Origin of the sequence: Rhodopirellula bahusiensis (assembly GCF_002727185.1) — a bacterium.
In the GTDB taxonomy this organism is placed as follows: Bacteria; Planctomycetota; Planctomycetia; order Pirellulales; family Pirellulaceae; genus Rhodopirellula; species Rhodopirellula bahusiensis.
In genome coordinates, this window is the sequence record NZ_NIZW01000034.1 from 20,472 (window position 1) to 32,520 (window position 12,049).

Here is a 12,049-nt window from a genome sequence, read left to right on the forward strand (position 1 = left end):
TTTTGGCAAGAGGCGATCGGCCTCGGGAAAGGTTGGGAGGGCGGTTCAGTCGGCGGCGACTGAGGTGATCCTGCATTTTAGCGTCAATCGAGTTTCACTTCTTCCCCTACTTTTTCCCCAACGCACGCTTGGCGGAGAAGAACTCGGTTAATAAATGGCCGCACTGATCCGCCATCACTCCATGGGTCACTTCGCAGCGGTGGTTGAGGCGAGTATCGGTCAACACTTCGTACAAACTGGTCACCGCACCCGCCTTTGGATCGCTGGCCCCAAATACCACCCGTGGAACGCGAGCCTGCAGGATCGCGCCCGCGCACATCAGGCAGGGTTCGAGCGTCACATACAACGTGGTTTGTTCCAGACGCCAGTTTTCGATCGAAGCGGCGGCTTGCGTGATCGCGATCATCTCGGCGTGCGCCGTCGGATCGTGCAAGGCTTCGCGTTGGTTGGCCGCAGCCGCAATGGCGGTTCCTGATCGCACGATGATCGCGCCAACGGGCACTTCGTCCTCCAACGCAGCGGACTGAGCCATCTCGATCGCTCGCTGCATCCAGTGACGATCGATGTCCAAGGGATCCAAATTCATGAGTTGTCCGACGGCGTCGCTGTGGATGATTCTGCGGCCGATGCATCAGCCTTTTCCGTGGCGGGCTCCGCATCCAAACGGCGAACTTCAATGCTCCGGATCTCGCTCTCGCATTGAAAATTCGCGATCCCCAACGGTAGGCAAGGATCCATTTCAATGCGGATGTCAAACGTGTGTTCGGACCGGTTGACGCTGGCCCATTCCATCCCGTCGATCCAAGTGGTCACGTTGTCCTTGTCGACTCGAATTCGGATCTCGTACCACTGCTTGTTCTTAAAATCTTGGTACCCGGTGGTCTCATTGCTCGATGCATCGTTGCCGTCGATGCTGCTGATTCCCACCACGCCGCCGCCCCAGCCACCCAGCACAAAGCTGCAATGTTCTTTTCCAACTGGGAACGTCACGGCGGCGAAAAAGTCAAATCCATCGGTCCGCCGAGCCTGCATCCGCAGCTCATAGTTTTCGAGCGGAAAATCGCCTGTCCAGCGGATTCCCGTCAGCGGGTCGCCCATCCCCAAACGGAACAATTCGGCCGTCGCAGGCTTCTTCGCTGAGCCTTCTTCTGGTTTCTTCTTCCAATCTTCTCGCGTGATTCCGCCGTCCCCACCAAAGTGAGCTTCGTCCCACTTGCCCGCCAATGGACGCCATTTGGCAGCGGATTTCTCGGCGTTTCCCAACTCGGCATCTTCATTGGCCACCACAGGGGGAGTTCCCCCGGGCTGGCAATATGCGGAAGATGGGACAAGTGCGAGCACGATCGTCGCGAAGAATGCCCGCGGCGTCGGAAACGAAGCCAGATAAATCGAAGGAGTGGATTGCGGACGCACGATAGAGACCTTTAGCGAACGAATTGTCATAGACGCCCATTGTCCTCGCGAGAGCACGCCTGATGCAACCGGTCACCAAACTTCGACTGCTCGGCTTTCGACTGGCTGTGATCGCGTTGGCTGCCTACTGGATCGCGATTTTTGTTGGCACGCACCTGCCAAAAATTCCAAAGACGCTTCCTGCGGTGAACGACAAGGTCATGCACTTCACGGCATTCTTTGGTTTGGCAACGCTGCTCTGCTACTGCACGACTTCGCCCCGAGTGTGGCGTCGATTCCCAATCATCGTGGCCATGTGCCTGGTCTACGCCTGCGTCGATGAACTGACGCAATCGTTTGTACGAGGCCGGCATTCTGATGTGATGGATTTCCTGGCTGATGCCGCTGGCACACTGACGGCAGTGATTCTGTACGCCACCGTCCGCTGGGCATGGCTCGGCCGTCACGAACGCTCGGGCACCGTTCACTCAACATCGGCAACTTAGCCGTAGATCGCGAACAGGATCGGAAATCCGATGCCCACAATCGAGTGCAGTGTGATTGCGAACCAATAGGGGCCAGGCGATTTTTCGCGTTCGACGACCATCTTGTCCGCTGCCCATCCGAGCATCGCGCAGCCGGTGAACAGCTCCAGCCCTATCAGCAGCACCGCAAAAGCGGCGAAGACCAGCATCATCATTTCTTCTTCGCCCGTCGTTTCGCTTCGAGCAATCGCTCGGTGTAGCTCGTCGCCGAAGACTCATCTTGGTCGCTTGTGGACGATGAACCTCGCGACGCGTCCTGCGAGTCACCGGGTCGACCCAGCGGCGAATCCAGTCCGTCGACACCAGACTCCTTCGAGCCACCAATGTCGATCGATTCTGGTTCGAACCGCGGACTCGGGCGTCGTTGCTTGTTGACGTCTTCTTTGGTTTGACGCAGTTGATCCAATCTCGCGACCGTCGTTGCCTCTGGTTGAGCTTCTCCCACCATCCGATTCCACCAAGTTTTCAAAAAACCGAATCGGATCGCAACGCGGCGCACCAACACATCGGTGAAGAACAACACGCACGCGGCCAACACGAACCAAGGCCACGCATCACGGATGCGACGAGCCAACGGCAAGCCACCACGGAACGTGTCTCGTGAAAGCAGAGCGTCGTCCAAGGTCGCTTCCAACGGTTCGGTAACCAACCCAGCCTCGCCGCCATCGGGTGTCATCGATGCCAGCTGTGCGATCAAAGTTTCGTTCGTTTCGCGGTACCGGAACTCTTCGCTGTAGGGCACCGTCACTCCCGCGGACAGCGGAGCGTTCCCATCACCAGGAATCACGTTGACGAAGTACGTTCCCGCTCGATCGATCGGGAAGGATCCCTCGTAGCGTCCCGGCGCGGTTTGCTCCATTTCCAGCATCAGTGGCTGAAGCTCGGGATCCAACACGGAGCCACCGACTTCCAGGAAGTTCAGGAACGAATCGTCTTCGCCCAGCGCGGTCACAATCACATCGACCATGTCATCTCGCACCTGAGTTGCCAGAGAGAATTGCCCGGTGTCGCCGGTGGGTCGCATCAACCAACGCACCAATTGCGAATGCAATTTTTCGTACCCGGGCCACCCCGTCCAAGCGTTGGTCCACCGTGCCCCCGCGTCGGTCGTCAGAACAGCGGAACGCCCGAGACCATACGTCCACGTCGCCAAGACCGTCGCGTTTTCGGGTGTACTGGGTTTCGGTGATTGAGCGACGACCTGCACCAGCGGGCTGTCTTTGACCTGGGTCATGACAAAGCCGGTGATGGGTGGAAGTGAGTCCACGCCATCGACGATCGGGTGCGGGTAAATGATCTGAGGCGTGACGCCGCCCGGTGGCTCATAGATCAACGGCCGAGTCACCCGGCGTGCTTCGCGTTGAAAAATACCGGGCAATGCACGCCCGGATTTGACGGCGTAGTACTTGCCGCCCGTGGCACGCGCGATGTCCTGCAATCGCCTGCTGTCGGACAACCCGTGCGATTCCACCGCGACCGTGCTGATCGTGATGCTGTTGTCTTGGAATGCCTTGATGACACTGTTGGTCGGTGCTCCTGGGTCGCCATCGCTGATGATGATCAGGTGCTTGACTGATGCGTCGGATCGAACCAATCCCGCCACCGCCATCCGCATCGCTGGGTCGAATTCGGGCATGTCACCGGGCGTCATCCGCCCAACCGCGGCAAGCATCGCACGGCGGTTGGGACCGACTTCCAACATGCCTTTGGATCCGCCCCACAACCACTTGTCGCCGTTTATGGTCCAGTGCACCACGCCGGCCTGATCGGCACTGCCGAGTTGTTCGATCGCGGCAATGGAGATCTGTTTTTGCCAGTAGTTGCCCTGCGCCATTTCGCTGGCGTGCATGATCAAAGCCAGAGCACCGACGCCTTGCACCTTGGTATTCTTGATTTGGAAGTCAACGGGCATCGCTTTTTCAAGCTCCGTCCCCGTCCACCCACCGGCTCCCAAAGAATCCGGACCGCCGATCATCAGCAACCCAGCCCCGAGCTGCTGCGTGTTGCGAACCAGCATTTCGATTTGGTCGTCGCTGAACGAAGTGATCGTTTGCGTCGTGTCGCCCGACACCCGCGCCACGCCGGCCAAAATCACCGCGTCATAGGGCTGCAGCTCCGCCAGCGATCCAAAGAGCTGCGTCGTTGGCATCGGCGTCACTTCGATGTTGGAATCTCGCAGCGTTGCGATCAGCAATTCGAAATCGCCAATGTCTTCCGGCCCATGAATCAGAAGCACGCGGCCCTTGCCGCGAACGTAGGTGTAGCCCGTCGCACTGTTGTTCTGCTTCAGTGAATCGTCTTCGTCCTCATCCGCGATGAATTCGGCTTCGTAGGTGTAGGCCGCCGGTTGATCGATCTTGTGCTGCAACGGGAACACATTCTTTCCCGGTTGCAGCTCAACGGTCTGCTCCAACAACAACGCTTCCTCGCCCGCGACCTTTTGCTTGACACGCAATCGCCCCGACACTGGCTCATCGGAATCGGTTGGCTTCGCACCTTGGCGGTCCACCACGATGCGAGCCTCAAACGGTTGGCCCTTTCGAATGTTCGAGGGCAGGTCGATCTTCTCGACCAGGACCTCTCCGCCGGCTTCTTTCAACACGGGGACCACATCGATCCCGATTCCCGCGTCGACGATCCGGCTGCCAATCCGGCGGGCTTCGCCCATGTTCTCATTGCCATCGGTCACAATCACGATCCGGCGTGACGTGTCCTCGGGCATGGAAGCCTGAGCGAGATTCAGTGCCGTTTCCAGATTGGTCGCGTCGGTCCGCTCCAGCAAACTTTCCAAGCGACGGATCGGCGGCACGTTGTCGTCGTACGGTGGGATCTCGATCATCGCATCGCGACCGAACACGATGATCCCAGCCCGGTCGCCGCGTGTCGCATTTCGGTGCCGACGAACCGATTCGATCACGTAATCCAGCATCGCCGTGCGTTTCGCCGACGGAATGCTTTCGCTTTGGTCCAGCACGTACATGACCGTGATCCGGTCGCTGGTCCAAACCAATTGCACACCGGCAAGCGCCGCAACAATCGCGGCCCAAACAACGGTCCGGACGATCAATGCAAAGACGCGTCGCCATGCCCCGAGGACTCGCAGATGTGACCATCCCAGCCACCACAGCAACGGCAACGCCACCAACCACCAAAGGTAGTCGGGCGATTCAAAACCGAGGCGAAAAGGAAATGTCACGACAGAGCCCTGTGTGGCCGAATGGTTCCGCGTGGCCGACCAAGCGATCGTCTACCGACGCGATGTTGCGGCACAACCGATTGGCTGGTCGCAGATTCATCGCTCCATCATAACGCAGGATCCAACCGCGGGGTCCCGCGGTCAGGGCAAATCACTTTCTCAAATCGCACCAGTTTGCCGATAGCCGTTGGGCCCAGCTGCCTTGCAAGAACCGGTGCTAACGCACGGCGGCTGACATTGCGGTTTTGGCGTTTATCTGCCAGTCGCTCAAACAGCAGGATCAGACGGCACCGGTTCCGCAGCGGATACTTCGGCCGCTTCTGGTTCTGTTTCGGTCCGGTCCCAGAACGTCACAGCAAAGATCACAAAGATGATCGCGGCCATGATGGCGGGAGACATCCAGAAATCTTTCCATTGCCCCATGGTTTCCGCCAAAATTCCGGCGTCGAGTCCCTCGGGCAACGCTCGCGAAAACATTTGTGTGAATGATTCGAGGAACGACAGCGACGCGGATTCACCACGAGCGTCCGCCAACGCTTCCACGTAGGTCGGCGATGAGGTCACCTGCTGTCCGTAGTTGCCAAACGTCAAGTCAAGCGGAATGACTCCAAACAGGCTGCCTCCCGCCATGATTCGATATCCGAAGAACATGCCGACACCTTGGGTCAAGAACACCAACAAACCCTGAGCTTGCCCGCGAATGCCGAGCGGTGCTTTCTGGTCGGTGTACATGAACCCGGTCACGAAGAAGAAGTCATAGCAAATGCCATGCAGAGCGACCGCGGCGAGCAACATCCACGTGACTTGATCCGGTGCTCCGTACGCGAACAGAGCGTAACGCAACACCCAACATGCCATCCCGACCAGGATCATGACCTTCACGCCCAGACGGCGGAAGAAGAACGGGATCAACAACATGAAAATGATCTCGGACATCTGCCCGATCGTCATTGTCGCCGCGGGTTCCGCGAATCCGGTTTGACTCAAGTACGTCGCGGTCATGCCGTAGTAGTAAGCCAACGGAATGCAAATCAACGTCGAGCAAATCGCGAAGATCAAGAAGTTCCAATCTTTGAGAAGCGTGAACGCGTCGACCATGAACAGCGATCGCATGTCCATCGGTTTGCCCTTGAGCGGCGGCGGAGTGTGCGGCAAAAAGAAACACAGCAGTCCAAGAGCCAGCGAGCTGAACGCTCCCAACCAAAAGATGTTGTAGGACGACGACCAGCCCAAGATTCCGACGGTCAAACCGGCGACGATCCAGCCAATCGTTCCCCAAACACGGATCTTTGGAAAATCATTTTGACTGGGGATGTTCGAGAATGCGATCGTGTTCCCCAAGCCGAGCGTCGGCATGTAGCACAGCAAGTACGCCAAGATCATCCACACCAACGTTTTGCCAGCCGTGTTGTCTTCCGCTTGGGACGCGCTGAACGCTTCCGCGTCGTAGGTTCCCGCGGCACGCATCGCATCCGCCGTTTCATTCGCGAACGTCGATGCGTTCTCTGCGATCCCAGGAATCAAAAGCATGATGACGCCGCCAACCACCATCAGCGTCCCCATCACACGTTCACTGGCGAAGAAACGGTCGGCGACCAACCCCAAGAACAACGGGGCAAAGATCGCGGCAATTGGTGCAGCCTCATACGCACCGCCGATGAACGCCCCCAATAAATTCGAATCCATCGCGGCGGAAAGACTCGCGAACCAAGCTCCCCACGCAAAGAATTGGAGGAACATCATCAACGACAACGATTGTACGATCCAACCGGAACCGGACTTGGAATTGGTATCTGCGTCTTGCATGTGAGTCGGCACTGGAAAACGAGGCGGGAGGTTTCAAGGAGGGCAAATGCGCTGCGGAAGGCACCTTGGAAGCGGGGAATTCGCAAAGAGACAACCGTGGATCGGCCCATCTTAAGTCAATTTGAAGCTGCCGTGGCTTGCCTCTGCAACAGTTTGCCAATCGGCATCGAGCTTCGATCCAATCGTGTCCACACGCGAAGTTTTTAGCGGTGGACGAATTCAATCGCAGCCCGAGATAGCGGCGAGCATGCGTACCTAAGTTGCTCGGAGACATGTGAACAAAATTTCCGACGGCCCAAGTTCGAGGAACAAACAGCGCACGCCCAACATCAGGTGGTTTCCTGCCACCACCTATGCCGGTCGCGTTAGACTACGATCGCAATTGCCTCTTTTTTCCGGCCCCACTGCCTTGCATCCCACAGCCAAAGGAAGCGCGTTTTGCTGTTCGTCCCCATCTCAACCGACGCGCCCATTTATCACTGGCCGATTGCAACGGTCAGCTTGATCGTCGCCAATGTGCTCGCGTTCGCCGTTTGCGTCTGGGGACTGGTGACCGGCAACATCGAACTCGAAACGATGGAACGTTTCGCTCTGTCCTACGAAACGATCAACCCGATCCAGTGGGTGACCAGTGCTTTCCTGCACGCTGGCCCGTTTCACCTGATGGGCAACATGTTCTTCCTGTGGGCATTCGGACTGATTGTTGAGGGCAAGGTGGGAGCCTGGAAATTCCTCGCGATTTACATGGGCATCGCTGTTGGTGAGTGCATCGTCGAACAACTGATGATGCTGGTCATCGTCGGCGAAGGCCTTTCGCTGGGTGCTTCATCCGCCGTGTTCGGACTGATGATGATCGCGTTGATCTGGGCACCGGAGAACGACGTCGAGTGTGTCTTGATCTTTGGCTTGTTCTTACTCATCCGAGCGTTCGCGTTTGAACTGAAGGTTGTCACGCTCGCCATGCTCTTCTTGTTCCTTCAAGTCGTCGAAATGTTCTTTGCGGGGTTCTCGGTCTCATCCGGATTGCTGCACATGCTCGGCGCATTCGTCGGCGCTCCGATTGGTCTTTGGATGCTCCACACCGGCCGGGTGGACTGCGAGAACTGGGACGTGATCTCCCGCAATGAGTGGTTACAGGAATACGAATGGCTTTGCCCACCATCACGCCGCGAAGCGATCCAGCGTGAAGCGGCCATCGCCTACGATCCGGTTGCCGCGGCCCTGGCAAACAAGCACTCCCAAGTCGATTCGACATCCACCTTCGCGCAACGCCAAGCCGCCTCCACCAAGCAATCGAAAACCAAACGCGGATTCCTCGGCAAAAAGAAACGTGGCCCCAACGACGCCGCGGCAGCGGCTCAAGCCGCCATGACCGCGTCGCAATCGCACCCCGAATTCAATCGTCTGTCGATGCTGCTTCGACAAGCCATCGCGAGCGGCAGCTTGAGCGTTGCGAACTCGCACTTTGCTCGTCTGGATCAGCTCTCAATCGCGAGAGGCCTATCCGACAAGACGTTGTTTGATCTCGCCAAACTCTACGCCGCGGCCAAACAATTTGTCCCCGCAACAGGCCCACTACAAATCATTGCAGATCGAGACTCTGCGTTATCGAACGACGCACGTCTGCGACTGGCGCAAATTCAATTGAAAGTCATGCGCCGATCCGACCTCGCGACTGCGTCGCTGAAGCAAATCCAGGTCGACGAGAAGAAGCCTACCGAAGCACAACAAAAGACCCTCGCGCGGCGCGACCAGCTGCTCGCGATGTGCGGAGCCGCTTCGAACAGCTAACGCCAAAGATGCTAATTGGATGCTAATTGGTGCCATCCACCATCATCTGACGATAGCTGACGGGCTTCCAGGGATGACCAAGCGTTTCATTTAGTTGCTGCGACAATCGCAATCGATGATCTTGTGGATGGATCGCAACTCGAACTGGTTTCTTCGAAAGATTCGCTGCCTTTCGGTTGAGCGAATTGAACGACCGAAGAGCCGATTCTCGTGCCCAAGTATCGGCTTCAAACCCTAGCAGCGGTAGAAGCTGTTGACGCGACTGCCTGATGGACCGGACGCCGCTTAGAGTTTCGATCATGGAAAAGGGAAGCTCGGTCAACATCGCATGGCGAACACGGCCAAACGCCCAGGCTGGAGGAACGTACAGCTCAGGACATCCCAATCCATTGCAGCTAAACCACTGAGCACAATCGCTCATCAATCTGACGATGCCGCGTTCGTCCAAGCTCAGATGCTCGGCAACGTCACGCGAAAGCAGGAAGCTGTGGAGACGATGTTTCAAACCGCGAATCGATTGGCAGCGATGCCCCCATCCATGACCAGCCAACTCGCATCCCATCGCCTGCCAAGTCAGCAGTTGCCGCAGGTCAGCCGATTGCCATTTGCACCCCGGCACCACCAAGAGCGTCACCTTGTCCACACCATGCCCGCGACACAGACCGAGCAGTTCTCCCACGTCATCCATCGTGCCCGGCATCACATCATGGATGGAGAACAAGGCTCGCTGACTCTCTCGAAGGGCAATCATGCAGCCTGGCGTTCCAGCCCCGGTGCGTCATGTCGATCAACCGCTTCAGCCAAGAATTCCAGCCAAACTCGAATTGTGTGCTGATTGAAGTCATGCACTGCGTCCCAGCTCCGTCGAGCGATCTGATCCCTCGCTTCCACCGGTTTTGCCAGCAACTTGCCGAGCGAATCGGCCACCGAATCCTCTTCGTCGATGTAGAAGAGCCCCGAAGCGAGTGATGGCCACTTTGCGATGCCACACTCGCTCCGCAACAACACGTATCGTTCCCGTGCGAGTGCTTCCAGTGCCACCGTTCCAAAGGTTTCAATCGCAGAAGGCAACATCAGCACCTCGCTACGATCCAGTTCCTCACGCACGCGATCGCGACTCAGCCAACCCAAGTAGCGAACGTTGCGAAGCGTCGAGGCGGCCGCTTCCACGACCTCGCGACCGGGCCCATCGCCAGCGATGGCAAACTCAATCTGCGGATATTTTTTGGCAGAGTCGAGTACCTCTTCCACACCTTTTTCCGCTGCCAACCGACCGACAAAGATCACTCGTCGAATCGAATCGTTGCGTGGTGCCGGTGGGACTCGCAGAAAACTGGTTGCAATGGGCGTCCCCATGATCCGAGCCTGCTGGGCACCAAGCGCAACCGCGTCTTCGTATGCCTCCGTATTCAATGATGCAACCATCGACGCTTGACCGATCAACCATTCGTTGAGCTGACGAAGCATCCAGCCAAGAGGCTTTGCCACCAAACCGGGCCAGTAAAGCGAAAGCAACTGATCAAAATTCGTGTGATGAGCGATCACCATCGGAATCTGTCGGGAACTGGCGTATCGCAAACCGAAGTACGAAAATGCTCCGATGGTGGGGATGATCACCAAATTCGGATTCCGTTCGTCCAGCATTCGATTCAACGCCGCGACGCGAGGACAAACCATCCTTTGTGTCTTGTCGCCCGGCATTGGCAAAGACATCCCTTCTAGCTCTGAATGTCGATCCGATGTAGGACCGATCAAGCTGATGTGTCCCACCCGGTCCCTCAGGTGTTCGATCAAATCCAAATAGTACGTGCCCAAACCATTTCGACCTGCGACAGCATCGGACACAATCACGATCCGCAACGGTTGATCCCTGGCGATTGGAGTCGTTGGCGGCGAAACTGCATTAACGAGCATTGAGTGTGAATCTTTGAGTTTCATTGCGTCACATCCAATTTCATTGCGAACAGTGAGTTGCTGTGAGGCCACGTGACCACGCCTTCGGTGCGTCAAGTTCGGTAGCCTCGCGATCCAGATGAAAGGCGAGATCGAGCTGGTGCCGATCAAGCCCAAACTCTTCCAGGTTGTATTGATGCGAACTTCGATACAGTCGCTGAGCCGAACAATGCTTTTGCAGTTCGGAGACGCCTTCTTCCGAGAGGCAATAACCAAACTGGTCCATCGTCTGGCTTATCAATGCGTGACTGTCGCCAATCAGTTGCTGGTACTCAATCAGACGAAAACGCTCGGGAGGCTGCACCGCTTTTGCCCGATCCATCATCTGCCAGTAAGAAGCCAACAGATGAACGAAGCGATCCACGATGGCAGGGTCAGCAACGTCGTTCCCGAACCACCGCATTCCGTCGCGAAGGGAACTTAGCTGAGACGGAACGGACTGCGCCGGATCGCGGCGGAGTCCAATCACGCACGCGTCCGGAAATTCGTCGACCAGTGCCGGCAACCAAGACGTCAGACTCGGATTCTTGGCCAACAGGTGTTGATGTTGCCCTCGGAAGTAGAGATGACGTTGCAAGATCCGCTTGTACGTCGACATCAGCTTCGCTTGGCGGGAACGATCCAGCTGTTCGCAGAAGTAAGCGAGATTCCAAACACGTTCGCTCATCGGCGACCGAATCACATCGATGAAACAACCGCCAAAGGGAAGCAATGCCAGGTAGTCTTCTTCGGGTGAGTGCAGGGTTGTCGAATGGACGTTTTGAAACGCCCCGACCAGCCGATGTTCGACAGTCAGATAGATCCGCCACAGCGGGCTTCCCAGTCGTCGGTCGATGGATCGCATTTGCCGCAACAAACTTTTCTCGCAGACCGCGGGTGCCAACAACAATTCCCAAAGCGGCATGGTGGTGAACAGCTGGCGGTCGGTGGCAATCAACCGATGCAGCAATGTTGTTCCGCTTCGTGGCAAGCCAAGAATGAACAAGGGTTTGCGGACGATCACGTCACGCAAAGAGGGATACAGCCAGTCATCCAACCGCAAAGCAATGCGATGAATCAGGAAGACAGGGATGCAAATCGTGGCAAGTAGGAAAGTTGCGATCGCTTTCCTGAGACGCGACATATCGCGGTACCAACATCGAAGCGAGGTTGCATTGATTCGAGACCAACTGCAAGCAAGCTTGCCACGCGTTGAACTCGATGCCAAGTTCGATCGAGTGCGACCACCTTCAATTCATCAGGTCTTTACCTTTCCAACATGGGTCGCGAATAAAGTGGCGATGAATGTGGAATGCATCGATTGGCACCGCCGGGAACTGAAGCGGCCAACGGCGAGTACCGATCGGGAGACACGAGTGAATGATCG

The 12,049-nt window shown here is 57.0% G+C and carries 10 protein-coding genes; 2 read left to right on the forward strand and 8 right to left on the reverse strand.

What is annotated here, in order from left to right:
* Nucleotides 1–106: 106 nt before the first annotated feature.
* Nucleotides 107–586 (reverse strand): tRNA adenosine(34) deaminase TadA, encoded by a 480-nt coding sequence (gene tadA, locus CEE69_RS28180; protein ID WP_099263873.1) that lies wholly within the window; start codon nucleotides 584–586, stop codon nucleotides 107–109.
* The gene (locus CEE69_RS28185) at nucleotides 583–1,443 is read right to left on the reverse strand and encodes a DUF1080 domain-containing protein (protein ID WP_233215731.1); all 861 of its coding nucleotides are present in this window, start codon (nucleotides 1,441–1,443) and stop codon (nucleotides 583–585) included. Before CEE69_RS28185 ends, tadA begins: the two co-directional genes overlap by 4 nt.
* A 32-nt stretch (nucleotides 1,444–1,475) precedes the next feature.
* On the opposite strand from CEE69_RS28185, the gene CEE69_RS28190 reads away from it, so the two are divergent.
* Nucleotides 1,476–1,898, forward strand: coding sequence for a VanZ family protein (locus CEE69_RS28190; protein ID WP_099263875.1), 423 nt, complete (start codon nucleotides 1,476–1,478; stop codon nucleotides 1,896–1,898).
* On the opposite strand, the gene CEE69_RS28195 is transcribed toward CEE69_RS28190, so the two are convergent.
* The 3 genes from CEE69_RS28195 to CEE69_RS28205 all read right to left on the reverse strand — a co-directional run bounded on the left by CEE69_RS28195 (nucleotide 1,895) and on the right by CEE69_RS28205 (nucleotide 6,939).
* The gene (locus tag CEE69_RS28195) at nucleotides 1,895–2,092 is read right to left on the reverse strand and encodes a hypothetical protein (protein WP_099263876.1); all 198 of its coding nucleotides are present in this window, start codon (nucleotides 2,090–2,092) and stop codon (nucleotides 1,895–1,897) included. The two genes, CEE69_RS28190 and CEE69_RS28195, sit on opposite strands and share 4 nt — an antisense overlap.
* Nucleotides 2,089–5,133, reverse strand: a complete 3,045-nt coding sequence (locus CEE69_RS28200) for a VWA domain-containing protein (RefSeq protein ID WP_099263877.1) — start codon at nucleotides 5,131–5,133, stop codon at nucleotides 2,089–2,091. Before CEE69_RS28200 ends, CEE69_RS28195 begins: the two co-directional genes overlap by 4 nt.
* Nucleotides 5,134–5,400: 267 nt before the next feature.
* Nucleotides 5,401–6,939: a nucleoside permease gene (locus CEE69_RS28205; RefSeq protein WP_099263878.1), complete on the reverse strand. Its 1,539-nt coding sequence runs from the start codon at nucleotides 6,937–6,939 to the stop codon at nucleotides 5,401–5,403.
* 438 nt (nucleotides 6,940–7,377) lie between these two features.
* On the opposite strand from CEE69_RS28205, the gene CEE69_RS28210 reads away from it, so the two are divergent.
* Nucleotides 7,378–8,730 (forward strand): rhomboid family intramembrane serine protease, encoded by a 1,353-nt coding sequence (locus CEE69_RS28210; protein WP_099263879.1) that lies wholly within the window; start codon nucleotides 7,378–7,380, stop codon nucleotides 8,728–8,730.
* Nucleotides 8,731–8,752: 22 nt separating this feature from the next.
* Here the strand turns inward: CEE69_RS28210 and CEE69_RS28215 are convergent, their stop codons facing one another.
* The 3 genes from CEE69_RS28215 to CEE69_RS28225 all read right to left on the reverse strand — a co-directional run bounded on the left by CEE69_RS28215 (nucleotide 8,753) and on the right by CEE69_RS28225 (nucleotide 11,806).
* Nucleotides 8,753–9,481, reverse strand: coding sequence for a polysaccharide deacetylase family protein (locus CEE69_RS28215; RefSeq protein WP_099263880.1), 729 nt, complete (start codon nucleotides 9,479–9,481; stop codon nucleotides 8,753–8,755).
* On the reverse strand, nucleotides 9,478–10,575 hold the full coding sequence (locus CEE69_RS28220) for a glycosyltransferase (protein WP_233215733.1): 1,098 nt from the start codon (nucleotides 10,573–10,575) through the stop codon (nucleotides 9,478–9,480). Before CEE69_RS28220 ends, CEE69_RS28215 begins: the two co-directional genes overlap by 4 nt.
* 109 nt (nucleotides 10,576–10,684) lie before the next feature.
* Nucleotides 10,685–11,806, reverse strand: coding sequence for a sulfotransferase family protein (locus CEE69_RS28225; protein ID WP_099263882.1), 1,122 nt, complete (start codon nucleotides 11,804–11,806; stop codon nucleotides 10,685–10,687).
* Between the last annotated feature and the right edge of the window lie 243 nt (nucleotides 11,807–12,049).